Below are 25,087 nucleotides of genomic sequence, written 5' to 3'. Positions count from 1 at the left end.
CGGATTTTGCCGGTCAGCCCTGGGACATGCAAACAGTGTCGGTGTCCCAGGATTGTCCCCAATCGCCACGCCGAACAAAATCCGCAGGCACAAAAAAAGCCCCGCAACCTAATGGCTACGGGGCTTTCGAGAGTGGAGGCCGAGGTCGGAATCGAACCGGCGTAGGCGGATTTGCAATCCGCTGCATAACCATTTTGCTACTCGGCCTCAAACGATCAATGCCCTTATTGCTGACATTCACCGCATACAAACATGAGTGGGCTATGTGAAGCATGCCCCTACTCTAACTCATTGAATACATTGAAGTTTTTAATGCTTCGTTGCGTTCGATGGGCGCCATTATGTACTCATTTGCCTAGGCCTGCAACCCCTTGATTTCAAAAAATATTCTGCCTTGGCATCAATGGGTTGCGCGTCTGCCCTACTCCTTCACCGTGTGGATTTGGTAGTGCGGGTCGGCCTTGATCTGGGCCTCGGTGAAGGGCAATGGGCGCAGTTTTTTCTCGGAGAAGGCTTGGGTCTGGTCCTTTGAGTAGGCGGACGCCGGGTTGCTGGACTCGGAGAAAGCGAGTACGCCGACTGCGTTGGGGCCTTTGTCGTCGAAGGTGACGATTTGCAGGTAGCTGGTGCCGCTGACGACTTCGCGTTTGCCGTCGGCGCGGGGCACGGTTTGCATGGCGTTGTAGATGCCGAGCTCTTGCGGGCCGCCGTGGATGGGGGTTTGGCCGGAAACTTGGATGTCGCCCCAGCGGGTCTGGCCCAGTTTGCCGACCTCTGCGCTGGAGGCCAGCATGGCTTCGCGCAGGGCTTTGGCGACCGGGGCACGGTCGATGGCGAGGCCACTTGGGGTGGTCTGGGGGTGGGCCGGGTCGAAGGCCACGCGCCAGGCGTCGGGGATTTGCTGCAGGTGTTGCATCAGGTTGATGAAGTGCACAAGGCCCACGCCGCTGTCGAGGTTGGCGCGCTGGTCCCAGTTTTTCAGGCTGGTGCACAGTGGTTGCAGTGCAGCGGCGTCGGCCCCGAGGTGTTTGGCGCAGAACGTCAGCAGATCGGGCATGACTTGGCCCGCCAGGTACACCTCGTTGTCCATGACCATGTTTTGCAGGTCGGTGACGCTGATCGGCTGTTTCTCAAGGGTTTGCAGGCGCTGGAGCGCGAAGCGCGCACGCGGGCCGAGGCCGATGTTGTCCTGGCTGATCACCGGCGAGAAGCCGCTCAGGGGCGCCTTGGGGTTGGCCATCCATGCCGAGTCGTTGGAGTGCTGCACGTAGTCGGTGCGTTGCAGTTGGGGCAACTGGTCGGCCGGAAAGATACCGGGCTGGGCCGCGCGCGGGTCGATGTCCCAGGCGCAGGCGCTATGGGCGCCGTCGAGCACGATCATTTGCAACCCGGCCCGTGGGTCGCTGCAGGTTGCCAGCTTGGCGGCACTGACGTTGGGCACCACCGACAGGTTCATGTACAGGCTCTGGCCCTGGTCATCGGCGGCCAGGGTGTTGACCCAGGGGATGCCTTGCAGGGTGTGCACCGAGGTTTGCAATTCCTTGAGGCTGCCGGCGCGGTTCATGGCGTACCACTGTTGCAGCACCCGGTCGTTGCCCAGGTTGGCGTCGCGCAGGCTGAAGGCGTAGCGGCGGTCCCAGTCGAGCTTGCCGGGCCATTGCACCACGGGGCCGAACTGTGAACTGTAGACGGTGTGGGTCACGGCCTTGAGGCTGCCGTCGGCTTGCTTGACCTGTACCGTTACCGCCGTTTTATCCAGGGGGATGGACTTGCCGTCCAGCAGGTAACGGGTGGCGTCCTTGGGGTCGAGGGTCAGGCGGTACAGGGTGAAATGTTTGGACGTGTCCACGGTATGGGTCCACGCCACATGCTGGTTGAAGCCGATGTTCACCACGGGCAACCCTGGCAGTGCGGCGCCCATTACATCCAACTGGCCAGGGATGGTCAGGTGCATCTGGTAAAAACGCATGCCGCCCACCCAAGGGAAATGCGGGTTGGCCAGCAGCATGCCACGGCCATTGAAGGAGCGGTCACGGCCCACGGCAACGGCATTGCTGCCTCGGTCCAGGGTAAAGCGTTGCTGGTTGGCTGCGGCCAGTGCAAAGGCTTTGGCGCTGGATTGCATGCCGGCGGTGGCTTGGGGTGGTGCTGCCCCGGCCAAGGCTTCGGCGAATTGGCCGACGCCCCCTTCCACCAATAGCCTACGGGTCAACTTGACCAGGTCTTCCTTCACCAAGGGCCGTACCCACGCGGCCTGGCACTGCGCGGGGGCGCCCTGCTCCTTTAGATAACGATTGTAGCCAGCCACGTACCCTTCGATGCGCTGCTGCATCGCTGGCGTCTGGGCTTTCCAGAAGGCCGCCACGGCCTCGGGTGTATTCAGCCAGTTGAAGAACACATCGCTGGCGAGGTTGTTGCGCTCCTCCAGGGTCGCTTGGTCCGGCCCGAAAAACCTGGCGCGCTGACCATTGACCGTGATCACCTCATTGGCCAACAGGCACAGGTTGTCCTGGGCATAGGCGTAGCCCATACCCACCCCCAGGCCACGCTCATCAACGGCGCGAATATGCGGCACGCCATAACTGGTACGGCGGATATCCGCCGACGCCTGCGTCATTTGTTCCCGTGCCGATGCGGCCAGGCTCAGCCCCAGCAACAGCCCTGCCACGCCCACTCTGGACAACCCGTTGGAAATAATCACGCCGACTCCACAGTCAAATTGAACACCCTCACAAGGGATGGTTACCCCACCGTAAGAACGCACATCGACCGGAATAATTTAGCCGCACACGGCTGTATATCGTCAGCGCTTGAAAAGTGACAAACCCGATACCGACAAATTTTCTACATCCGCCGTTTCATGATTTGCGTCACTCGTTCGTCTTATTACTCAAGAGCACCATCTTTTTCCTGATCAGGCTCTGAAAAGGAGTTTTTGCATGTATAACCCTCAAGTGCCCACGGATGGACATTCAAAGGCCACAGATACTCACTTTGGCAAAGGCACACAGGCGTTCGGCAACGCGCCCGAACAGCAGGGCAACCAGCGCATCCGCCATTTGCTCAAGTGTTTCGGTTTGCGCACCAGTCTGATCCGGCTGAAGGTCATCGACGCCCTCCTCACCGCCGCCGACAACCAGCGCACCCTAGGGGTCCGCGGCGTGCACAGCCACTTGCTGGAACTGGGCATTCCGTTGTCGTTTCTCAGCGTGCGCGAGGTGCTCAAGCGTCTGTGCAGCGAGGGCGTGATCACCCTGAACGCTGACAAGAGCTACAGCCTCCATGAAGAGGCTGCCAAGGTCCTTGAAAGCCGTGCCTGACTGATGCCCGTCAGAAGTTAGGCTTGACCTTGCGGCGCATGATGCCGTTGATCACCACGACGACCACGGCAATCGCGATCGCCAGGTACTGGAAGGTTTTTTCGCTGATCACGCCTATGTTTTGCAGATAAGACAGGCCAAACATCGCGCCCAGTACCGCCAGGGCAATCAGAAGCGAATATTTCAAGCGTTGCTTTTGGGTCATGACAAGTTCCTGAACCTTAAGAATGTAACCACGGTGTATCGCCGTACAGGCCAGGCACATACCCGCGTACGGGGATGGCGCGAGGTCGGCAGCATCGTATGTTACAGGCGATGAAAATTTTTGGCTTGTCCTGCGACATCGGTCGTACATATTCATTTACAGCATCGCTCGGGCTGGATTCGGAACCTTCCGACACCTTCAAACCAATTATTCGAGGCCCAACTAAGGAAGAATCATCCCTCGAACTATCATCAGGACGCGTGGGCCAAAGCCATTGGACTAGCCCACTTGATTATAGGTATCACTCACCCTCGCCCGCGTCATGACGTCTCCACCGAAGAAACTGCTCATGCATCTGAGGTCCACGGCCCTTCCCTTCCTGAGGTGGAGGCCATTGCACCAGTCAGCGCGAATCGCTCTGACCTGATCAAGGTCCTGCAAATAACTGATCAACGCCTGTTGCTCAATCAATACCAGCAACTCAATCAGGACATCCAGGCACTGCTGCTACGCCAGCCGACGCTCAGCAGCGTTATCGAGCAGCAACTCGCCCGCAGTTTAGGCATTGCGCCGCCCGTGGACGTCTCGTCGCTGTATGTACACCGCTATCACACCGATGAGCAGGGCCAGCGCAAGTTGGTCTCGGTAGAAGGCATCACCGAGGCGCTATTCAATGCGTTGCGCCAACTCAAGACATCTCCGGACGCTGAGCCCTCGACCAGTATCGTCGGCATGGAAGTCGGCTTTTACCGCAGCGACTCGCCAAGCGAAAGCACCCAGCAATTGCAGACTCGCGACACCCTGCTTTCAATTGCACAAGCCATCGAAAAAGAACTGCCCCTGAGCCTCGCCCGATTCTGGACCGAGCCACGCACGGGCGAACCCAACCCTGAGTCACCCCAAAACGAGTTGTTGGGTATCCACCGCGAGATGCTTTCCACCCTGGCAGCCTTGGGAGTGGAGGACGGCGCTTTGACGCCTGCCGCCAAATCGTTGATCGACAAGGCGCTCGAGTATCCGACCCTGGAGGCTCGGGAAAGCGCGATGAGAGATGGAGAACGGCCTGGTGTGTACCCGCTCAAGCTCGAGGTACCAAGCCCCGCCGGCAGCCTGCTGGCGGGCGCCTTCCTGATCACCAGCAGCGACGGGGCGTCAGCGGCACGCCCATTCAATAGTGCGCAAACCGACCGCACCTTGTCACCTGGCCAACAGCACGGGCTGACAGTGCTCTACACCCCCCGCGATGGCTATGAAACATTCGAAAGCCCGGCCAAGGCACTTGCGGCGCTGCGTCAACGTATCAACGACGATCCCGCTGCCGCAGAGCAATTGTTACTGAGCCTGCCAATAGAGGTTCAACAAGGCCTGAAGGGTGACTGGAAAAATCAATTGAGCCAGAACCTCTCCCCGGTAGAGGCCGACGTTATCGCCGCAGGCGTGCCGCAGTTGCTGGCGCGTCAGCGCCAACAGGTGGTCAACGCACTGCAAGCGCTGTATGACCGGCAAAGCGTCGAACCGGAACTGGTCGACCCCTGGCGACACCTATTGACTGAGGCGGACGTGCATCACGCCGCTGACCTGGGGCCGCATTTCGACGGCAGCAGCGCTCTGGAGGCTCGTGAGCAATGGCTGGACAGCCCATCACGCAGCATTGACGCACGCCAGGCGCTGGATCAAAACCTGGGGAATCAAAAAAACTGGCGCTACCTGGCGCAAAAACTCAACGAGTCCGCCCAGGCCTTGTCAGAAACCCCCACAGAGCGCGACGTGTCGGCCATTCTGAAAAAAACACCGATGAATATCGCGCCAGACTCCGCCCATTACCAAGCCTATATAAGGGTACCTGGCCTGTCCGTAAGCCTTAAAGCCTTCATCACTGAACATGGCTTGCCATTGCCCAAGACCAGGGATGAACTGCTGGCATTGGCGCAAACCGCAAAAGCGCGAGCACAGCAACACCCCTTGGGCAATTTCAGTGGAGGCTTGTCCTGGCCGATCCCGCTGGACGCCGGCCAACAACAGACGCTGCGCATGGCCGCCGTCGAGCATGTGCACAGCGATCCTGAGTTACCACAGGAGATCCCCAAGCGCGGCGTACTGGAACATCTGGGCAGAAACCTGCATCTCTCCGAGCAGACACTGGAGGACCCGGTCAAGGTGCTCGAAACCCTGATCAGCTCCAAGGATGGCCAGGCGCTGGGCCAGGCCATGCAAACCAAAATGAATGGCATTGCCACGGACTCCAGCGCAAACGACTACGCACTGGCGGCAATTCAATTGCTGCTAGACCCCGAATCCTTGACAGCGCCCCAACGAAACCATGTGGCGGGTTTCGACCTGGCAGACAAAAAACATTGGGGCCAACGGCTGTCGACTATCGTCTACAGCCTGCGCCAACACCTGATTGATACAGGGCGCGAATCACCGGAATTGGCAGGGGCGGCTGCACACCTGTTACTCAGCCGCGCAGCCCCGCATTTGCTGGTCAAGAACATCCCTGACTCCGTGGTGTACGGCAGCACCGCGTGGGCAAACCTGTGCATGGCGGCGGCAGCCATTGAAGCCAAAACCCCAGGCCGGGTGGCCACTATGTCGTTTGCCGAAGTGATGATCACCGCCGACACAGCAGGCGCCGCCCCCGCCTCTGCGCAAGCCGCAACGATGTTGGACTGGGCAGTGGCCAATGACATTCTCCCGGCCAAGGACGATGCGCTGTACCAGCCAGCCGACCTGGATAAAGCCCAGACGTTGTTCAAAGCTCAACTCGATAAACTGATGGAAGCCTCGTCGCTAATCGGCGGGAGTTTCCCAAGCCGTAAACAGATGGCGCTGGACCTGCTGCTGAAGACATTCGGCCCCGGCATGGACTTCGAGCTCAAGATTTTTTCCAAATACAATGGCGATACACCCTCCAATCCGCGATCACTGCTGGAAATCGTCATGGAAGAACGGGTCATGGACGGTCGCTGGGAACTCACCAAAGAAAATACCGGTGTGGATCTCAATGCGATAATTGCCTTCACTAAAGGTGCGTCATTCAATATTCAGCGCGCGTTTGAGGATGCCTTTTCAACCGCCTTGGACAACCATAAGACCGTCAAGAAAACGTCCATCCTCAACGCACTCAGCAATCTGCCGCCCGAAGATAGAAAAAACCTCACCCAAGGCAAACTCAATTACTTTCAAGAAAAAAGCTACAGGGTCAGCTGGATGCCCTTCAAAGGGGAAACCTTGTTTCATACCAGCCCGACCATACTGGTGACCGCGCAACACAACGGGCAAACAACCACCTATGAGTTCGACACCGTAAACGGCGTTGTCCGAAGTCTGGGCAAGAGAAAAACACCGAAAGCCCCCGAAGCGTTTGCCAATGAGTTGATCAGGGAGGAGCCATTCTATCCAGACAGAGCCAATGCCAAACGCGTTGACGGCTGGCAAACACTGCTCGATTTTCTCCCGAACAAACCCGTGCCGGTTTCGCGAATCGACCTCAGTGATTTCAAGGAAAGTGAACTTGATCGCGAACAGCCCTCCACCGCTGAGCAGCCTTATATGCTCATCAACCCGCGCAGTCATCATATTGCCGACTCGGTGATCAAGGCATTGGAACTGGATAACCCAGCCATCAAGAAAGCCGCCGCGGGAACCACGACCTTTGAGAGCAACCAAGAAATACTGACCCACGTCACAGAGTTTTTCCTCAACCTTATTCCCTTCCGTTCTGCAATCGTCAACTTCATGGAGGGCAACTATGGGGAAGGCATCACGGACGTCGCCTTTGACGTTTTCGGTTTTGTCACTGCTGGCGTAGGCATGGCGGCCAAGATTGGCAAAGTGCTGGGTACTGCTGGATCTGCGGTCAGCAAGGCGCTCAAGGTCACGAAAATCATGGTGCCGTCTCTGCTCAAGGAGCTGAACCCGTTAAACGGCGTGGGCGATCTGCTAAAAGGCGCGGGCAAAACCATTTACGAAGGCACAGAAGCGATAGCCGGCCTGGTGGGCTCCCTCAAGGGTACCGCAAACCGCGAAGCGCTGATCAGCGCCGCAAGCCGCTATGAGGCGGCCGCAACGGGCACTTTTAAAGTCAGCGGGAACAGTGTCGAGGGCATGGCGGTCAAGCGGGATGGGCGTTGGTATGCATACGATGCGCATAAACAGAAAGCTTTCGGTGCACCTCAGGATTTCGATCCGGTGCATACACTGATGCCACCCTCACCCCGCGCGGACTTCTCCCCCCGTGGGCAAGTGAGCGCTCGTCAAAACAGCCGATTTCACCCCTACAAAAAACCCATCGAAAAAACGCCGAACATCGATGCAAGAACGCCAACAACACCAGTGATCGTAAACAAAACCGATCATCTGGACTCCATCAAAGAAGAATACGTCGTACACATTAAAGGCCGTCCCAACGAAGGCCATTTCACACCGAGCCGGAGGAAACCGACAGAACAACGATTCGAAGCAGAAATGAATGACTTCCATCAAAAACTGGACCCTTTAGACCCACCGAACCGCCCCACGATTCCGGAAACGAAACCCTACGAGAAAGTGCCCGACCTGATTGAAAAAGCCTTGGACAATTCGGATGTGGTGATATTTGGGGAGAGCCACCAGCATCTGGCCATGTTCCGCGAAATTGACGCGAGCATAGAGCTGTTCAAACGCAAAAATGTGAAGGTGGTCGGCATTGGGGGTGTCGTCTATGACAACCGTGGATTACTCAAGGACGATGGCATGGGCCATACAGGCCCCAACCTGAGACCGGCTCACCCTCAATACAATCTGCAAACGCTGATCAAAAAATTCCAGGACGCCGGAATAGAAGTCGTACCACTCGATCACTTTTATCTGACGCGTCACCGACATGACCGGAATGCTTACACGAAGCTAAGCACAACCCAACGAAACCTGAAAAGACTCAAGGAGTTTAACTACTACGCGGCACGCGTCATTGAACAACACAAACACAAAGGCAAAGTGGTCGCCCTGGTAGGACGCCAGCACATCAACACCACTCAAGGCGTCACCGGCCTGGCTGAGGCGACCGGAGGGATCGGTATCGGTGTTTACGAACGAACAGGCATGAAGGTGGGCTACGGCACGAACTCCAAGGATATTAAACCGGGGCCGATGGGCACCCTGAACGCTGACAACGATCTGGCGGGAGACCTGCAAATCTATTCGCCAGCAACCTGACAACACGTTAAATAGTTGCCTGCGCAGCACGCAGGCAACGATCAAAATCATCAGCCGCCATGCACCCACCGCTGGTGCACCCAACGCGCAAACGCATCCAGTGCAAACCCCAGCAACCCGATGACTACTACCATCGCCATCAACTCCGAGTACGCCAGACGATCGCGGGTATCAAGGATGTAATACCCCAGGCCCGCGCTGACCCCGAGCATTTCGCAGGGCACCAGCACGATCCACAGAATACCGATGGCCAGGCGCACGCCGGTCAGCACATGCCCCACCACGCCAGGAATGACCACCCGACGCAATGTTTCCCAACGCGTGGCGCTCAAGCTCTTGCTCAGTTGCAACCAGCGCGGGTCGAGCTGACGCACGCCGGCTGCGGTGTTGAGCATGATCGGCCAGACAGCCGCGAAGGCCAGCAGGAAGTAGATAGGCTGGTCGCCCACGCCCATCAGCATCACCACGATAGGCATCCACGACAGTGGCGAAATCATCCGCAGAAACTGGAACGCCGGCGTTGTCGCCGCCTCCAGGTTACGCGAACTGCCCACCAGCAACCCGAGGGGTACTCCCACTAACAACGCGAGAAACAACCCGACAAAAATACGCTTCAAGCTGACGGCGATGTGCAGGTACAACTCACTGCGTCCGAGCAATTCCCACAGGCTGCTCGCGGTGGCCGCCAGGGAAAAGCGCGCCGACAGGCCATCGGCCTCGCCAAAGACTTTCACGCCCAGCCACCACAGCACCAACAACCCCGCCAAGCCACTCAGCCCCAGCCACCAGCCGGGGATTCTGCTGTTGTTCAAACGCCGATCTCCTCGTGCCGCTCATAGCCGTCCGGCAAACCGAAGGTCTGCATGCCGCCCACGGCTTCGATCGCCTTGCGCACGAAACGGTCGTCCACCAGGTCCTTGGCGACGAAGGCTGGGTCCAGGTCTGCGAGAAACTTTTTATCGCCTTCGATCAAGGTGTCCTTCAAGCGCCGCACCAGTTCTTCGGTGTAGCTGGGGAACGGGTACGGTTGGAAGTCGATGCGATGCTCGTCCCAGTTGGCGTGCTGGATTGCGCCGTCGGCAACATAGCCGGCGCGGTCGCTGGCCGCAGGCGCCAGGACTTTGCTCAACACCGGCTCGGCATGGGGCGTGTAGCGGTTCGGGCCATCCTTGGACAGCAGCTTTACCGCCTCTTCGCGGTTGTCGCGGGTCCACACCTGGGCCTTGACGATGGCGTTCACGACCTTTTGCGACCACTGCGGACGGTTGGTCAGGTCGTGTTCGTGCATGAACACCACGCAGCAGGCATGGTTGCGCCACACGTCGCCGGTAAAGCGCTGCACGCGACCGACCTTGAGGTTTTCTGCCAAGGCGTTGAACGGTTCGGCGACGATGTAGCCGTCGATGCGTTTGCTGGCCAGGGCCGGAGGCATGTCCGAGGGCGGCAACACGATCAGGTTGACCTCATTGGCGGCAATCGAACTGCCGGTGGCACGGGTGACAGGCGTGAGGCCGTTGTCACGAAACAGTTGCTGCACCACCACGTTATGGATCGAGTACCAGAACGGAATCGCCACTGACTTGCCGCCCAGTTGCTTCACGTCGGTAATGCCTGGGGATACGGTCAAGCCCGAACCGCCCACATGGTTCCACGCCACGACTTTAGCCGGCACCTTACTGCCGTAGCGCGCCCATACGGTCATGGGTGACAGCAGGTGTATCACGTTGACCTGGCCGGAGATAAACGCCTCGATCACCTGGGCCCAGCTGCGCAACAACACCGGGCGCTCGGCCTTGATGCCTTCGGCTTCGAACAGGCCGTTGTTGTGGGCCACCAGCAGTGGCGTGGCGTCAGTGATAGGCAAATAGCCGATGCGTACCGGCGCATCGGGCTCGTTGGCGGCACGGGCTTGCAGGCTGCTCAACAACGGCAAGGCGCCGGCGGCACTGAGCACCGCCGACAGCTTGAGAAAATCACGGCGCGAGTGGGTCAAGTCATCCAGACACATAGTTAATCTCCTGTTGTTCAAGGGGGTTGGGTTGAGGGCGGCTCGCCTGCCGTAAGGTTTTCAGAATATCGATACGCAGTGCGCCGATGGCCTCGACCTGTTCTTCCCGAGGGTGTGGCAAGTCGATAACCCACTCACCCAACGTCCGCGCCGGGCGGTTACCCAGTAGCAGGATGCGATCCGACAGCAGCAGTGCTTCGTCGATGTCGTGGGTGATCAATACGGCCGCCGAGCCTTGCTCACGATTGACCTTGAGCAACAGGTGCTGCATATCGGCGCGAGTCACTTCATCCAGCGCGCCGAAGGGTTCGTCGAGCAGCAACACTTGCGGCTGACGCGCCAGGCAGCGAGCCAATGCCGTGCGCTGGGCCATACCACCGGACAATTGCGCCGGGAACTGCTGGCGCGCAGGTTCCAGCCCTACCGCCGCAATGGCGTGGTCGACACGCCGGCGGCGCTCTTCAACACTCAAGTGCGGTTGGCGGGCGAAATCCAGGCCGAAGGCAACGTTCTTTTCCAGGGTCAGCCAAGGCAGCAGGCTCGGGTCTTGAAAGGCCACCACCACGCGCGGATGCGGGCCGCTCAATGGTTCGCCCAACACCTGCACGCGGCCAGCCTGAGGTGCCTGCAAGCCGGCCAGCACCCGCAGCAGGCTGGATTTGCCCACGCCGCTGGGGCCCAGGATCGACACCACTTCACCCGGTTGCAAGTGCAAGTCGAAGCCTTGCAGCACCGGCCCGCTGCCATACCCCAGGCAAATACCCTGGGCCGTCAATACCGGCTGGCTCATAGATTGGCCTGGCGATGCAGCTCGGTACGCAGTTGCACCAGGCTGGGCGTTACGATCGGCACAAAGGCCGACTCGCGCCAGCGCCGGGCAAAGCCGCTGCCATGGGCGGTCAAATAGGCCTTGCCACCGCTGGCTTGCAGTTCAAGCTGCACGGCGCTGGCGGCGGTTTCAGCCAAGGCGATGCGCAGCTTGAACAGCGGTATGGGCTCGGCGGTAAAACGCCCGGCCAACAGCCCGTTTTTAAGCTCGCTGACCAGATGATCCAGGGTCACGCGCAGGGCTTCCAACTCTTCGCGCAGCACAGTGCGACTGGCACCCAAATGGTGAGCCACTTCGGCTAGCGAACGCCGGGCCAAGCCAATCGACATGCCGCACTGCAAGCCCAGGAACGCCGGGCGTACCGCCGGTAAAAACTTGCGCGCATCCTCGTGCAGCAACCACTCGCGACTCAGCTCCACGCCTTCCAGGCCAAGCGCTGCGGTGTTGCTCGATTGCAGCCCGAGCAGCTCCAGGTCACGTGAACGCTGTAACCCGGCCACCGAATCCGGAATCGCCAGGATAAACGGCGCGCCGCCGCCCGCATGCTCGATGGCCGCTGCAGCGACAAAGCCATTCTTGCGCAAGTTGGTCACCCAATGCAGGCGACCGTTGAGCGTCCAACCGTGGTCGTTGGGCTCGGCGCTGATCTGCAACGTCTCGATACCCGACAGAAACTTCATCGCATTCGACAGCCCGGTGGCGCCGGCCAACTTGCCGCTGAGCAGGTCTGGCATCAGTTGCTCGCGCAGGCGCTGATTGGGGCTCTGCAGCAAGTACTCGATAAACGAGCGCTGGCCCCAGCACACAAACGCCGCCGCCAGGGAATGGCTGGCCACATTGGCGATGGCCTCGACCGCCCCCGCCACATCACCGCCCAGGCCGCCCAATTGAGTGGGCACACCGATTTTCAGAATATTGGCTTCTGCCAGCCGCGGCAGCACTTCCTGTGGATCGCAACTGCCCACGTCCAGGGCCTGCGCTTGAACATCGAGCCAACGGCTCAAGATTGGGTCAAGCATTCATGTCTCTCCTTTTACAGCAGGTGGGCCAACGCCGAATCAGTTGACCGGTTTTTCCCAACGGTATTGCGCCAGTTCCGGGTTCAGCGGGGTGCGGGCAAACACGTTAGCGAAGTTGCACAGGGTTGCCAGGCTGACACCCAGGATGACTTCCAGCGCGTGGCCGTCGGTGTAGCCGGCAGCGCGGAATGCCTCAAAGCCCGCGTCACTCACATCCCCACGGGTGGCAATCACTTCACGGGTAAAGGCAGCGAGTGTCTCATAGCGCGCGTCGGGCAACTCACCGCGGCGGCGCAAGGCCTCGATCACCTCCTCTGGCAACTTGGCTTTATTGCGGGCAACCGCCGTGTGGCCGGCGACGCAGAAATCACACCCGTGGCTGGTGGCGGCAATCAATTGCACCACTTCACGGTCGGCCAGGCTCAGTTCTGCCTTGGCATTCAAGCCGGAGACGGTGATGTAGGTTTCCAGCGCGGCGGGTGCGTTGGCCAGTACCCCCAGCAGGTTAGGAATAAAACCCGAGCCTTTGAGCGCGTTTTCCAGGAAGGGTTTGGCCGCTTGCGGGGCGGTTTCAGGCGTGAGCAACGGTACACGGGACATGGAGTGGTCTCCTGTTGGGTTTGAATGCCCCAGTCTGTTGGTTCTAAAAAAAGCGCTCAATAGGCTAAAGTAGCGATTACTTGCTCTTGAGTCTTTCCATTAGATGAATTCGTCCGATGTTCTTGTCGATTGGTTATTAGATAGCCTCGAACTCAACACCAGTTTGTTTCACGTCGGCCGCTATTGCGGTGACTGGCACGCGAGCACCCATGGCCTGGCACAGGCGAGCTTCCACTTGATCGTGCAGGGCGAATGCTGGCTGCATATCGACGGCGATCCAACGCCCCAACACCTGAATAATGGTGACGCGGTGTTTCTGCTGCGTGATTTTGCCTTTCGGCTGTCCGGGCACGCCACGGCGGCAGGCGCCCAAGAGTGCCCACGCCGGCAGATGCTGTCCCTCGACAGCACGGCCACGGACGGTGTGGGATTAGTCTGCGGTTTCTTTCACTTCCAATCCGGCTTGTCGACGCTGATTGTCGACACCCTGCCCAGCTGGATCATCCTGCGCGCTGGCGACCCGTCGCTTGCGGCTGCACGCAATCTTTTCGAGTTGATCCTGCAAGAATGCGCATGTACGCCAGCGCCCTCTTCCGCGCTGCTTGAACGCCTTTGCCACCTGTTGTTCCTATACGTGTTGCGCCAGCAAGTGATCGACAATACCGAGCTTGGCGGCCTGGCCGCATTGGGTCGGGCACCGGCGTTCGCGCCTTTGCTGGAGCAATTGATCGCACACCCGGCCGAGCCCTGGAGCCTGGAAAGCATGGCGGCCCGTACCGGGCTGTCGCGCTCGGCATTTTTTAAACGGTTCAGTGAATTGTGCGGGCAGTCACCTGGGCAAGTGCTGCTGATGATCCGTATGCGTCACGCCTGTGAACTGCTCAAGGCGGACCAGACCGTGGCCGAGGTGTCCCTCGCAGCCGGGTATCAATCGGTGGCGGCGTTTACCCGAGCCTTCCACAAGGTCACCGGCCAACAGCCAGGGGCCTATCGCAGGGCGCAAGCCTAGCGTTGTAAACCCGTGCCGGGCCGCGCGCATAATTGCACCAGCCAATCGACGAACACCCGCACCCGCTGCGACAACTGCCGATGGGGTGGGTATAACGCGGTCAGCGCCATTTCCGGCACTGCCACATCGGCCAGTACCTGCACTAGCGTGCCCTCGGCCAGTTGACGCAGGGCGTGATATCGAGGCGCCTGGATCAGCCCATATCCGGCTTCGCACGCAGCGAAGTAACCGGCGGAACTGTTCACGGCAACCACCTTCGACAGGTTGACCGGGCGCAACTCGCTGCCCAGCACAAATTCCAGGCCAAACCGTTTGCCGCTGGCACTGGAAATGTACTCGACCATTTGGTGACCAGCCAGCTGTTCCAGGCTGCTGGGCGTGCCCATGCGTTCAAGGTACGCGGGGCTGGCCAGCGTCAGTTGTTCCATCATTGCCAAGGGTCGTGCCACCAGCGATTCATCCAAGGCCGGACCACCGCGCAACACACAATCGACGCCTTCGCGAATCAAATCCACTGGCCGATCATTGAGGCCGATCTCCAACTCGATCTGTGGGTACAACGCGGTGAACGTTGGCAAAGCCGGAATCACAATCAAGCTCCCAATGCCTGAGGGCATATCGATGCTCAATGTGCCACGGGGGTTCTGGCGCCGCGTGGAGAACACCGCCTCGGTTTCCTCAAGATCAGTCAGCAATTGCACGCAACGTTGGTAGTACGCCGCGCCATCCAGGGTCGGGCTGACGTGGCGCGTGGTGCGCTGCAGCAGTTGCACGCCGAGATGGGCCTCCAGTTGCTTGATCAGAATTGTCACGGAGGCGCGTGGCAATTGCAGGCTGTCGGCGGCCTTGGCAAACCCGCCCAATTCAACAATCCGAGTGAACACGCGCATGGCGTTAAAACGGTCCAAGAGAATGCTCCTATGGGAGATTATTAAGATATTACGAACAGTGATAGCACTTTTAGCGGGTTTATCTGCATTTTTTCAAGGGTAACAATGGGCCCCTCATCACAAGGAGCTTCCCTATGCATACTCGACAACTCGGTAAAAACGGCCCGCATGTGTCTGCCATTGGCCTTGGCTGCATGGGCATGACCGATTTCTACACGCCCGTCGCCGATACCACCGAAGCCACCGCAACCTTGCACCGCGCCCTGGAACTGGGCGTCAATTTTCTCGATACCGCTGACATGTACGGCCCGCACACCAATGAGCAACTGATCGGCAAGGCCATTGCCGGCAAGCGCGACCAGGTGTTCCTGGCCAGCAAATTCGGGATCGTGCGCGACCCTGCCAACCCCGTAGTGCGCGGGGTGAATGGCCGGCCCGACTATATCCGCAATGCCATCGACGGCACCTTGCAACGCCTGGGGGTGGATACGCTGGACCTGTACTACCAGCACCGCATCGACCCCGACGTGGCCATCGAAGAAACCGTCGGCGCCATGGCCGACCTGGTGAAACAGGGCAAGGTGCGCTATCTGGGCCTGAGCGAGGCATCCGCCGCTACCCTGGAGCGTGCGCATAAGGTCCATCCCATCAGCGCCCTGCAAAGTGAATATTCGCTGTGGAGCCGTGACCAGCAAGACAACGGCTGCCTCGCTGCCTGCCAGCGCCTGGGCATCGCGTTTGTGCCGTACAGCCCGTTGGGCCGAGGTTTTCTCACCGGTGCCTTGAAAAGCCCGGATGATTTCGGCGCAGACGACTACAGGCGCCACAGCCCGCGCTTTCAGGGTGAAAACTTTGCAAAAAACCTGCGGCTGGTAGAACAGGTGCAGTCCCTGGCGGCAGAAAAAGGTGTGACGGCCGGGCAACTGGCGCTGGCCTGGGTATTGGCCCAGGGTGACTACATCATTCCTATCCCCGGGACCAAGCGGCGTGCGTATCTGCAAGAGAATGTCGCGGCGGTATCGATCACTCTCAGCAAGGACGAACTAGCTGGGCTGGATGCGATCTTCCCGGCCGATGCAACCGCCGGTTTGCGCTACCCCAAGGAAGTGATGACCATGCTGGATATCTGATTGCCCCGAGGGGCGCATTAAAGGTTGGCACAAATACCTTGACGCAAATGCGCCCCCGCCCGCAGGAACCCTTTGGGCCGATCCTCCACGCAAGAGTAGTCATGACGCACTGTCAGACTTTTATGATCAACCCGAAGGACACCTGATGCTATTACCCCTCACTCATGCAGCAGTCCCCCATCACTCCACGGTTTCTACCGAACCGCAGCAGTCCAAGCCGACACCCTATGACCCACCCTCAGACTTGCAGCTGGGCGTGCCGAATATCAGGACGCATCTGCTGCTTGAAAAAAGTGATGTGACCTTCAGTCGGGAAATCACCTGGAGCACCTGGAACCCCGAAAAACCGAAGATCGCAACTAATCGGCTCATAGTAGAAACCGGTAATGGCGCCGACGAAATCCACGTGCGCGGTTGGCCGGGCGACAAGCTGCAGTTCATCATCAACGGCAGACCGTATGTGCTTGACGCCAAAGCACTACAAGGCCCGGATCAGAGCCTTTTGATCAAAACCAATGGCGGCGATGACAGAGTCATAGTCGATGATGACGTCAAGCACCTCCTGGAAGTAGAGGGTGGCGCCGGAAACGACTTCATCCAGGCCGGCGGTGGCATGTCCGGACTCTTTGGCGGCGGTGGCCACGATACCCTGCTCTTGGGTAGCAACTCTGGCTATGCCGAAGGCAACGACGGAGACGACCTGATCATCGGCGCAAGCGGCAACACCCTTATGTTTGGTAACGCGGGCAACGACCGACTCTATGCAGGGTTTGGCAACACACATAAACAGAACCTGCTCGACGGTGGCGACGGCGACGACAAACTGTATGCCGGAAGCGGGAACAACTATCTGAAAGGCGGCAAGGGCGATGACCTGCTGACAGGGCATGACCGTACGTCCTTCTACACCGGCGAAGATAACGACCGCATCGCCAATCATCAGCCCACAGACAGCATTCACACACGCGTCAATGATCATTGGACGCTCGCCCAAGGCACGGTCTTGAATGAGGCGAAACCGGGCAAAGCCGGCGAGCAGCCAAGTTAACCAACGGTCGCAATGCTCCCGTGCAAAGCGCGGGAGTCAGACTATTCTCACAGCTCCTAGTGTAAAAACCGCCACACAGGAGGTGTGTCATGCACGCGACTGAGCATTCGGTCCGCTTGGAGCAGATCAGTCAGGAGCGCTTCATCCAGGCGCCGATCGAGGCGGTTTACGACTATGTCACCCAACCCAACCGCTGGCACGAGTGGCACCCCACCTCCCTTAGCGCCGACACCGGCACCACCGGCTCATTGCCGGTCGGCACGCGCTTTACCGAAATCATCGACCTGCTGGGCATACGCGTCCCCATGAGTTACCGCGTACAAATCGCCCGCCGCCCCAGCGAGTTCAAAGCCGTGTTCACCTCCCTGGCGGTTGATGGTTCCATTCATTACTACTTGCGCGCTCATCAGGACGGCACCCTGTTCAAGCGGGTGCTGACTTACGAGACCGAACTGCAACTGGCGTCTTTGCACGAGCGCATGGTCGAACTGTCCGCGATCGCGCTGGACCGGCTCAAGCAGCGGCTGGAAAATCAGGGTTTCGTATAATTTAGAAACATTACCACGACGTCAGATTGCAAACATGCCTGCAAAAGCAGGGAGAATGCCCGGCTTATTGCCGCGCCTTCAGTGAGACCCACGATGAAAACCCCATTGCGATTGGCCCTGCTCAGTGCCCTGTTTACCACCACCCTGGCCCAGGCCGCCGAACTGATCCCCATCGATGTACACCGCGACGCCAACTGCGGCTGCTGCAAGAAGTGGATCAGCCACTTGGAGAGCAACGGTTTCAAGGTCAACGACCACATTGAAGCCGACATGAGCGCGGTGAAACAACGCCTGGGCGTGGCGCCACGCCTTGGCTCCTGCCACACCGCGGTGATCGACGGCAAGTTCGTCGAAGGCCACGTACCCGCCGAGCAGGTCCTGGCTCTGCGCAAGCGCAACGACCTGCTGGGACTTGCCGCACCGGGCATGCCATTGGGCTCGCCAGGCATGGAAGTAGACGGACGCAGCGAGGCGTATCAAATCATTGGCCTGACCCGCGACGGCGAAGACGTGGTGGTAGCGGACTACCCGGCTCACTGATCGGTGTTGATGGGGTACCTCGGGCTGTTCGTCGCGGCATTTGGCGCCGCTACGTTATTGCCCCTGCAATCGGAAGCCGTGTTGGTGGGCCTGCTGCTCAGCGGGCATTACAACCTTTGGCTGCTGCTGGGTATCGCCACCCTGGGTAACGTGCTGGGCTCGCTGGTCAATTGGCTGCTGGGGCGCTCGGTGGAGCGCTTCAAGGAACGGCGCTGGTTCCCTGTCAGCGCCAGGCAACTGGACAAGGCTCGCAGCCATTATGCGCGCTGGGGGCATTGGACATTGTTGCTCAGTTGGGTGCCGATTATTGGTGACCCGCTGACGTTGGTGGCTGGGGTGATGCGCGAGCCGTTGTGGCGGTTCTTATTGGTCGTGAGTATGGCCAAAGGAGCGCGTTATTTTGCGCTGGTCCTGTTGACTCTGATGTGAGACTCGAAGCATCAGGCCGCACCGTTTGTCGCCACTGTCAATTCTGACAGCTAGACACCCGCCCCTTCAAGCGTCTGATTTCCTTGAACCGCGGCTGTCGAGGCCCTATTCGAGGAGTTCATCCATGTCCAAGCTACCATCGCCCGATGACCACTTTCCCGTTGCTTGCAAACCATCAGCGTTTATCAACGATCTCGACCCGCCGATCTATTCCAACCCGATACTCGACGTAGTGGGAGCTGACAGAGGCCTGGGCCTGCGGCATGTCGACCCTTACCTGCTGGTCACGCTTTCTCGCTGGACCGGTTTGCAAGAAGGCGATACGTACGAGTACTACCACGGCAGTCGAACAGTGGCTCTGGCTTCAGACTTCGTCAGACCCGGTGAAACAGGCAACAGCTTTTTTCGGCTGGCTATCGAACAAGAGCGCGTCCCGCAAGACTCCTCCTTTCCGGTGTTCGTGCGGGTTGTGCGAAATGGCCCTGGCACATCCAGAACATCAGATGACTTGACGGTCTTCGTCAAGGAAACACGGCCTGGCCTGGACGAGCAGCCTGGGTTGGGCTATCACAACAGATTACTGCTGAGCTTGCCCGCTGACTTGGCAATGCCCGGAGCAGTGTTGACGCCGGAGCGCGCTGCCCTGGGTGTTTTAATTACGCTCGATTACCCCGGTAAGCGTGTGCGCGATAAGGTTTCTCTGTATTGGGACACGATCGCGCAGGTGGTAGTTTTTGAACTCGATGAGGACCATGCCTCCGGGGCAAAGCCAATTGAAGTGACTGTCCCGCCAAATACCATTGGCACGGGTAGCGGCCTGATTCCTATACGCTACCAAGTGTTCGATGAAGTTCAAAACCGCTCCGGGCATGTCGAGCACTTTTCCCAGGCCGTACATGTGCAAGCCGAGCTTGATCCCAACTTGCTTGAACGGGCGTACTTCCAAATCAATTTTGTCGATGCAACCTCGGTCAATTACGACGAGGACGCGGGGAGTAATTTCCGTATCGAGGTGGTTGCACCACGCCGGCTTCCAAACGGAAGCTCAACGCCGACAAACGCTCGTGTTTTGGTGACATTGAGCGGTACTGTCGATGGTGTACCGGTGCTGACCCAAGATCTGCCCGACGCTGCCGCCAATCCAGGACGCTCATCTTTTTTTAATGTCGATGACGACATCATCAAACAATTGATCAAAGGCACAATGGTAATCACCTGGCGGCTGGAGTTCCCACTGGGCACTGTACTGGCCTCTTCCCAATCACTGACAATCCTGATCTCCGGCACGATTGCGAGTATGCCGGCAGTCACGGTGAGGCAGGCCGATGCAGGTCTGGTCGACCCCAATGAACCTTTCATCACCATTGACTATCCGAACCCGGCCTATAGCCCCTACGATCCGAACAACCTTGTCACGTTGCGCATGGAAGCCTTACTGCCGGGGGGCGGCATCGTTGAGTATGAACAACCGCACTTAGCCGGCGCACCGCCGCCTACACGTTTTCGGACTGTGACCCAAGCTAACTTCGCACGGTTTGTCGGGCTGGGCGATGTGCGGATTTTCTACAAGGTCAACGATGGATTGATGAGGATACTGGGCGCTGGCACAGAAGCGATCCGCGAATCCGATTCGACCTTTGTGCAATTTGGTCCCCGTTTAGCCGAAATGCCACGGCCGGAAATCGACCGAGTCGATGAGGACGATAACCTTGACCCGAACGATTTGTTTGGCCAACTCGATATTACGCTGCCTTACGACAGGACAAACCCGGACGACATCTTTGAATGGCGCCTGATCGGCACCGCCGCAGATGGCAGCACCAGCGATCGAATCGTTCTGAATAGGGCCACTGCGGGTAGCCCGGTTTCATTCTCGCTGGACCGACACTACGCCGACACCAATCAGGGCGGCATCATTCGCCTGAGTTACTCGCTGATCCCCGCGAATGGCGGGCGCACCCTGCGCTCTGAAATACTCGAAGTGACCGTCGGCAAGGCGGTGGGTGATCTGCCTCGCCCGGAAGTGCTTGAAGCATCGAAAGCTCCCGACCAATTAGCCCCGGAAGCGGCGACAGCCGGTGCCACCATTCGAGTCACCTTCCCGCAAATGCTGCCCAGCGACCGTATTCGGGCGTGCTGGACAGGTATTCCCGACATCGGCAGCCACTGTGAAACCAAAGACGGCGACATCCGTAAGACGGTGGACTTCACCGTCCCGCCTGAAGTCGTGGGCGCCAATATTGCGCCATTTGGCCAGCAGGTTACGGTGCAATACTTCCTGATACGCAGCGGGCGAGAAAAAGCCTCCCCCATTCTGGACCTGTTGCTGCTCAACCTCACCACCTTGCCGATCCCAACCATCGAAGGTATCGGGGATGCGCCGCTACTCGATCTTTCCAGGCTCAATGGTACCGAGCGCACCGCCATTAACACCTGGCACTTCATCCATAAGGACGAGCGTATATGGATGGAATACCGAGGCACCTATGCAACCGATCCTGAAAGCGAGTTCTTCGAGGCCACTTACACTAACAACCTGGTAACCCCAGATGGCGTGAACAACGGAATCCTGCCGCCGACCCCCGTAGACGAGTTGCGTAAGCTCAAGGACGGATCGACGCTGACCATCAGTTTCTGGGTCAGCTTTGATCGTAGTTCCAACAAGGCCAATGCTGTGCTGTTTCGTCAACGGACGTACATAATTCAGGCATTGCCCGGCGTATTACCACACCCGTTTATCAACGGCACCACCGATACCGGGCCAAATGTGGCGGTCGATCCACTGCCGCTTGAACACAATACGACGGTGACCGTTCGCTATACCGGTATGAGTGGCCGAGATTTCATCACGCTTGTATGGACTTTTGCCGACGGCAGCAGTCATTCGGTCGGCCTGCCTGGGCTGGATGGCGGCACCGTGGTGTTCAATCTCACCGCCGATAAAGTCTTGCATCGCAGCGTGTACAGCACGGTATGCCTGAAATATTCCGTGGCGCGCACAGGCGTGCCTGACCCGATCCCGTCACAGGTGCAGACGGTGTGGGTCAATGCGATTCCGGTCGAGGACTTACCGCAGCCACTCATCAACAATGTCATCGACGGCGGCACGCTGGACCTGGGAAGTTTTACCGGCGAAGCCAAGGGGTCAGTAAGTAAATGGCCTTTGAGCGATAAAGATCAACTCACGTGGATGGTGTTGAGCGCTGAGGGAATTGAAGATTTACCGGTGTTCGAGGCCAAGGCGATTAGCGCCACGGAGGCCGCGAATGGGTTGAAAGATCAAGCGGTGCTGCGTAGTTGGTTGGCCAGGGTACTGAATAACAGCCAGATCACGGTTAGTTTTTGGGTGGCCTATAACCGTATTAACGATAAGAGCCGAGCGGTTGAGTTTCCAACGACAACGTACAGTATCGCTTATGAACCCTTGAGCATCGACACCTCAACCTTGGTACTAAATGGATGGCACTTTAACTCCACCGGTGCAAATCAGATTGCTGATTTTCCTGGGGCCGCATTTGCCCGACAGCCTAAGGGAGGCGTTGCGCCTTATTATTATTCAATTCAACCTCAAAGTTACCCGGCCGCAGTCATAGATAACAGTGGAAATGTCAGAAGTCGTAGAAACGGTTCGACGCGAGTCACCGTAAGCGACAGTGCAGGCGCCCAAGTCAGCTACCCAGTGACCGTCTCAAACTGCTGGGATCTGTATATCTTGGCCGGTGACGTGTATCCCTTCGGCCACCATAACTTTCTTGAGAGCGTTCAGCCGCCGTATGAGCAAATTCCGGAATCCCGCTGGTCGTCTATCTACACTGCGTACGGCAGAGTACCTATCCGATGGAGCGGGGTCACTCAGCTTGCTTGGATAACATCGGTGGTCGAGGGTGGCAGATCAAAAAGCTATAACGGCAATACAGGCGCGACCCAATCTGTAAGCGTCAACGAAAACATCAGGCACGCTCTGTGCGTGGTTCCTTCGCAGGCGTCCTGAGGATAGATCTGGCTGCAATATAAAAGATACGAAGGTACGTCGAGGCCGCCCCGTTGAAAAAACCGGGGCGGCCCTCGATTTCACTTATTCAAGGAATACCTTGACCTGAAGGCACTCTCGCCTCACGGAAACTATTAATTTTCACTTAATCCCCTCCCCACAGCATCCGAACATTCCACTCGGAGCCCGACCTATGCCCTTATTCCGCGTTTTCTGCGCCGCCATCCTGCTTAGCGCCCCCACCGCCCACGTGATCGCTGCCACCGAAGGCGCCACGTATGGCCCTGAACTCCAAGGCTTCCAATACCCCCACCCCCTCCAACATTTCAGCTTCCAATCCCAAGGCAAAACCCTGCAAATGGGCTACATGGACGTCCCCGCCACTGGTACTCCAAATGGTCGCAGCGTGGTGCTGATGCACGGCAAGAACTTCTGCGGCGCCACCTGGGAGGGTTCGATCAAGGCGCTGAGTGACGCCGGTTACCGCGTCATCGCCCCGGACCAGATTGGTTTTTGCACCTCCAGCAAGCCCGACCATTACCAGTACAGCTTCCAGCAACTGGCGACCAACACCCACCAACTGCTGGAAAAGCTCGGCATTCAAAAGGCCACGGTGATCGGCCATTCCACCGGCGGCATGCTCGCCACGCGCTATGCGCTGATGTACCCCCAGCAAACCGAACAGCTTGGCCTCGTGAACCCCATCGGCCTGGAAGACTGGAAAGCCCTCGGCGTGCCTTACCAGAGCGTCGACCAGTGGTACCAGCGCGAGCTGAAGCTGAGCGCCGACGGTGTACGCAACTATGAGCGAAACACCTATTACGTTGGGCGCTGGAAACCCGAGTACGAGCGCTGGGTAGACATGCTCGCCGGCCTGAACAAAGGCCCGGGGCATCTGCAGGTTGCCTGGAACTCGGCGTTGATTTACGACATGATCTTCACCCAGCCGGTGTACTACGAGTTCAAGGACTTGCAGGTACCTACCCTGCTGCTGATCGGCACCAGCGACACCACCGCTATCGGCAAAGATGTGGCGCCGCCGGCGGTCAAGGCCAAAATCGGTCATTACGAGGTACTGGGCAAGCAGGTGGCCAAGCTGATTCCCCGCGCTACGCTAGTGGAGTTTCCAGGCCTGGGGCATGCGCCCCAAATGGAAGAACCTGAACAGTTTCATAAAGCCCTGTTGCAGGGGTTGAAGGCCCTTTAATTCCAACTTTTCGAGGCCCGCGTGCATGTCGATACAGATCGCAGTGTTGGATGATTGGCAAGACGTGGCCAGCGAGGTGGTGGATTGGTCGACGCTGGACAGCGTAGGCAAGGTGCATTTTCTCCACGACTACCCCGCCGATACCGCCACCATGATCGAGCGTTTGAAAGAGTTCGAGGTGATTTGCCTCATGCGCGAACGCTCAACCTTTGACAAAGCCCTGCTGCAAGGGCTGCCCAAGCTCAAATTGCTGGTGACCGGCGGCATGCGCAATGCCGCCATCGACATTCCCGCCGCCAAGGCCCTGGGCATCCAGGTGTGCGGCACCGACAGCTATAAACACGCCGCACCGGAACTCACCTGGGCCTTGATCATGGCCTCTACGCGCAACCTGCTCGCCGAAGCCAACTCGCTGCGCGCAGGTGGATGGCAGGTTGGCCTGGGCGGCGATCTGCATGGCAAGACCTTGGGCATCCTGGGGCTGGGCAGCATTGGCCAGAAAGTCGCAAGGTTCGCCCAGGTGTTTGGCATGCGGGTGATTGCCTGGAGTGAAAACCTCACACCCGAGCGTGCGGCGGAGTCGGGGGTGACCTGGGTCAGCAAGCGCGAGCTGTTTGAGCAGGCGGATATCCTGACCATCCATCTGGTGCTCAGCGAGCGCAGCCGTGGCCTGGTGGATGCGCAAGCCTTGGGTTGGATGAAACCCAGCGCGCGGCTGGTGAACACCGCACGCGGGCCGATTGTGGATGAGCAGGCACTGGTGCAAGCCTTGAGCCGCGGTCGCCTGGCCGGGGCGGCGCTGGACGTGTATGCCGAGGAACCCCTGCCGGCTGACCATCCGTTTCGCAGCCTGCCCAATGTGCTGGCTACGCCACACGTGGGGTATGTGAGCGAGCAGAATTACCGGCAGTTCTATCAGCAGATGATCGAAGATATCCAAGCCTGGGCCGAGGGTGTGCCCATTCGCGGGCTCGCCTGACGCACCACTTTAGTGCGTTATTTCACCCTGTATTCAGGTAGGAGCGAGCTTGCTCGCGAAAAACGCCAACGATAACGCGGTCATTCTGGTTTTACTCGGCGGCCTTTGGTTTTTCGCGAGCAAGCTCGCTCCTACAGAG

Annotated in this window: 19 protein-coding genes and 1 tRNA gene; 11 read left to right on the top strand and 9 right to left on the bottom strand. The window is 58.7% G+C overall.

Annotated features, from left to right (window positions below):
- Nucleotides 1–133: 133 nt before the first annotated feature.
- Both TX24_RS27285 and pvdQ read right to left on the bottom strand, forming a co-directional pair.
- Nucleotides 134–207 (bottom strand) — tRNA-Cys (locus tag TX24_RS27285).
- Between the two features lie 214 nt (nucleotides 208–421).
- Nucleotides 422–2,701: a bifunctional acylase PvdQ gene (pvdQ, locus tag TX24_RS27280; RefSeq protein WP_057711818.1), complete on the bottom strand. Its 2,280-nt coding sequence runs from the start codon at nucleotides 2,699–2,701 to the stop codon at nucleotides 422–424.
- A gap of 238 nt (nucleotides 2,702–2,939) precedes the next feature.
- On the opposite strand from pvdQ, the gene TX24_RS27275 reads away from it, so the two are divergent.
- Nucleotides 2,940–3,320: a hypothetical protein gene (locus TX24_RS27275; protein ID WP_003191568.1), complete on the top strand. Its 381-nt coding sequence runs from the start codon at nucleotides 2,940–2,942 to the stop codon at nucleotides 3,318–3,320.
- A gap of 10 nt (nucleotides 3,321–3,330) precedes the next feature.
- On the opposite strand, the gene TX24_RS27270 is transcribed toward TX24_RS27275, so the two are convergent.
- Nucleotides 3,331–3,525 carry a hypothetical protein gene (locus TX24_RS27270; RefSeq protein ID WP_003191569.1) on the bottom strand — a complete coding sequence of 65 codons (195 nt, stop codon included), beginning with the start codon at nucleotides 3,523–3,525 and terminating at the stop codon, nucleotides 3,331–3,333.
- Between the two features lie 288 nt (nucleotides 3,526–3,813).
- Here TX24_RS27270 and TX24_RS27265 point away from each other — a divergent pair, with 288 nt between their 5' ends.
- Nucleotides 3,814–8,721: a TraB/GumN family protein gene (locus tag TX24_RS27265; protein WP_057711817.1), complete on the top strand. Its 4,908-nt coding sequence runs from the start codon at nucleotides 3,814–3,816 to the stop codon at nucleotides 8,719–8,721.
- 50 nt (nucleotides 8,722–8,771) lie between these two features.
- On the opposite strand, the gene TX24_RS27260 is transcribed toward TX24_RS27265, so the two are convergent.
- The 5 genes from TX24_RS27260 to TX24_RS27240 are packed head-to-tail and all read right to left on the bottom strand — an operon-like array spanning nucleotide 8,772 to nucleotide 13,177.
- Entirely contained in the window at nucleotides 8,772–9,533 is a 762-nt protein-coding gene (locus TX24_RS27260; RefSeq protein WP_003191571.1) for an ABC transporter permease, read from the bottom strand.
- Complete coding sequence (locus tag TX24_RS27255) at nucleotides 9,530–10,729, bottom strand: ABC transporter substrate-binding protein (RefSeq protein WP_003191572.1); 1,200 nt, start codon at nucleotides 10,727–10,729, stop codon at nucleotides 9,530–9,532. Before TX24_RS27255 ends, TX24_RS27260 begins: the two co-directional genes overlap by 4 nt.
- Nucleotides 10,716–11,519: an ABC transporter ATP-binding protein gene (locus tag TX24_RS27250; RefSeq protein WP_003191574.1), complete on the bottom strand. Its 804-nt coding sequence runs from the start codon at nucleotides 11,517–11,519 to the stop codon at nucleotides 10,716–10,718. The genes TX24_RS27255 and TX24_RS27250 overlap by 14 nt, the downstream gene beginning before the upstream one ends.
- Nucleotides 11,516–12,577, bottom strand: a complete 1,062-nt coding sequence (locus TX24_RS27245) for an acyl-CoA dehydrogenase family protein (protein ID WP_003191576.1) — start codon at nucleotides 12,575–12,577, stop codon at nucleotides 11,516–11,518. The genes TX24_RS27250 and TX24_RS27245 overlap by 4 nt, the downstream gene beginning before the upstream one ends.
- A gap of 39 nt (nucleotides 12,578–12,616) precedes the next feature.
- Nucleotides 12,617–13,177: a carboxymuconolactone decarboxylase family protein gene (locus TX24_RS27240; protein ID WP_057711816.1), complete on the bottom strand. Its 561-nt coding sequence runs from the start codon at nucleotides 13,175–13,177 to the stop codon at nucleotides 12,617–12,619.
- Between the two features lie 103 nt (nucleotides 13,178–13,280).
- On the opposite strand from TX24_RS27240, the gene TX24_RS27235 reads away from it, so the two are divergent.
- On the top strand, nucleotides 13,281–14,186 hold the full coding sequence (locus TX24_RS27235) for an AraC family transcriptional regulator (protein WP_057711815.1): 906 nt from the start codon (nucleotides 13,281–13,283) through the stop codon (nucleotides 14,184–14,186).
- On the opposite strand, the gene TX24_RS27230 is transcribed toward TX24_RS27235, so the two are convergent.
- The gene (locus tag TX24_RS27230) at nucleotides 14,183–15,094 is read right to left on the bottom strand and encodes a LysR family transcriptional regulator (RefSeq protein ID WP_003191581.1); all 912 of its coding nucleotides are present in this window, start codon (nucleotides 15,092–15,094) and stop codon (nucleotides 14,183–14,185) included. The genes TX24_RS27235 and TX24_RS27230 overlap by 4 nt on opposite strands.
- Nucleotides 15,095–15,210: 116 nt before the next feature.
- Here TX24_RS27230 and TX24_RS27225 point away from each other — a divergent pair, with 116 nt between their 5' ends.
- The 8 genes from TX24_RS27225 (at nucleotide 15,211) to TX24_RS27190 (ending at nucleotide 24,948) form a co-directional block, all read left to right on the top strand.
- Entirely contained in the window at nucleotides 15,211–16,206 is a 996-nt protein-coding gene (locus TX24_RS27225; protein WP_057711814.1) for an aldo/keto reductase, read from the top strand.
- A 145-nt stretch (nucleotides 16,207–16,351) separates the two neighbouring features.
- On the top strand, nucleotides 16,352–17,254 hold the full coding sequence (locus TX24_RS27220) for a calcium-binding protein (RefSeq protein WP_057711813.1): 903 nt from the start codon (nucleotides 16,352–16,354) through the stop codon (nucleotides 17,252–17,254).
- A gap of 89 nt (nucleotides 17,255–17,343) precedes the next feature.
- Nucleotides 17,344–17,802: an SRPBCC family protein gene (locus tag TX24_RS27215; protein WP_057711812.1), complete on the top strand. Its 459-nt coding sequence runs from the start codon at nucleotides 17,344–17,346 to the stop codon at nucleotides 17,800–17,802.
- A gap of 93 nt (nucleotides 17,803–17,895) precedes the next feature.
- A complete protein-coding gene (locus TX24_RS27210) occupies nucleotides 17,896–18,342 on the top strand; it encodes a DUF411 domain-containing protein (RefSeq protein ID WP_057711811.1) in 447 nt (148 codons plus the stop codon).
- A gap of 3 nt (nucleotides 18,343–18,345) precedes the next feature.
- The gene (locus tag TX24_RS27205; RefSeq protein ID WP_057711810.1) at nucleotides 18,346–18,771 is read left to right on the top strand and encodes a YqaA family protein; all 426 of its coding nucleotides are present in this window, start codon (nucleotides 18,346–18,348) and stop codon (nucleotides 18,769–18,771) included.
- 124 nt (nucleotides 18,772–18,895) lie between these two features.
- Complete coding sequence (locus tag TX24_RS27200; RefSeq protein ID WP_244175940.1) at nucleotides 18,896–22,762, top strand: hypothetical protein; 3,867 nt, start codon at nucleotides 18,896–18,898, stop codon at nucleotides 22,760–22,762.
- A 193-nt stretch (nucleotides 22,763–22,955) separates the two neighbouring features.
- Complete coding sequence (locus TX24_RS27195) at nucleotides 22,956–23,969, top strand: alpha/beta fold hydrolase (protein WP_057711809.1); 1,014 nt, start codon at nucleotides 22,956–22,958, stop codon at nucleotides 23,967–23,969.
- A 25-nt stretch (nucleotides 23,970–23,994) separates the two neighbouring features.
- Nucleotides 23,995–24,948 (top strand): D-2-hydroxyacid dehydrogenase family protein, encoded by a 954-nt coding sequence (locus tag TX24_RS27190; RefSeq protein WP_057711808.1) that lies wholly within the window; start codon nucleotides 23,995–23,997, stop codon nucleotides 24,946–24,948.
- The last annotated feature ends 139 nt before the right edge of the window (nucleotides 24,949–25,087 follow it).

It is taken from the genome of Pseudomonas lactis, from assembly GCF_001439845.1.
Taxonomy (GTDB): Bacteria; Pseudomonadota; Gammaproteobacteria; order Pseudomonadales; family Pseudomonadaceae; genus Aquipseudomonas; species Aquipseudomonas lactis.
This window is presented reverse-complemented; position numbering and strand designations above follow the sequence as displayed.

What these genes read in the sequence shown, in the direction of transcription:
- TX24_RS27275 (WP_003191568.1), top strand. Translation starts at nt 2,940, where the DNA reads ATGTATAACCCTCAAGTGCCCACGGATGGACATTCAAAGGCCACAGAT.
- TX24_RS27270 (WP_003191569.1), bottom strand. Translation starts at nt 3,525, where the DNA reads ATGACCCAAAAGCAACGCTTGAAATATTCGCTTCTGATTGCCCTGGCG.
- TX24_RS27255 (WP_003191572.1), bottom strand. Translation starts at nt 10,729, where the DNA reads ATGTGTCTGGATGACTTGACCCACTCGCGCCGTGATTTTCTCAAGCTG.
- TX24_RS27250 (WP_003191574.1), bottom strand. Translation starts at nt 11,519, where the DNA reads ATGAGCCAGCCGGTATTGACGGCCCAGGGTATTTGCCTGGGGTATGGC.
- TX24_RS27245 (WP_003191576.1), bottom strand. Translation starts at nt 12,577, where the DNA reads ATGCTTGACCCAATCTTGAGCCGTTGGCTCGATGTTCAAGCGCAGGCC.
- TX24_RS27240 (WP_057711816.1), bottom strand. Translation starts at nt 13,177, where the DNA reads ATGTCCCGTGTACCGTTGCTCACGCCTGAAACCGCCCCGCAAGCGGCC.
- TX24_RS27235 (WP_057711815.1), top strand. Translation starts at nt 13,281, where the DNA reads ATGAATTCGTCCGATGTTCTTGTCGATTGGTTATTAGATAGCCTCGAA.
- TX24_RS27225 (WP_057711814.1), top strand. Translation starts at nt 15,211, where the DNA reads ATGCATACTCGACAACTCGGTAAAAACGGCCCGCATGTGTCTGCCATT.
- TX24_RS27220 (WP_057711813.1), top strand. Translation starts at nt 16,352, where the DNA reads ATGCTATTACCCCTCACTCATGCAGCAGTCCCCCATCACTCCACGGTT.
- TX24_RS27215 (WP_057711812.1), top strand. Translation starts at nt 17,344, where the DNA reads ATGCACGCGACTGAGCATTCGGTCCGCTTGGAGCAGATCAGTCAGGAG.
- TX24_RS27210 (WP_057711811.1), top strand. Translation starts at nt 17,896, where the DNA reads ATGAAAACCCCATTGCGATTGGCCCTGCTCAGTGCCCTGTTTACCACC.
- TX24_RS27200 (WP_244175940.1), top strand. Translation starts at nt 18,896, where the DNA reads ATGTCCAAGCTACCATCGCCCGATGACCACTTTCCCGTTGCTTGCAAA.
- TX24_RS27195 (WP_057711809.1), top strand. Translation starts at nt 22,956, where the DNA reads ATGCCCTTATTCCGCGTTTTCTGCGCCGCCATCCTGCTTAGCGCCCCC.
- TX24_RS27190 (WP_057711808.1), top strand. Translation starts at nt 23,995, where the DNA reads ATGTCGATACAGATCGCAGTGTTGGATGATTGGCAAGACGTGGCCAGC.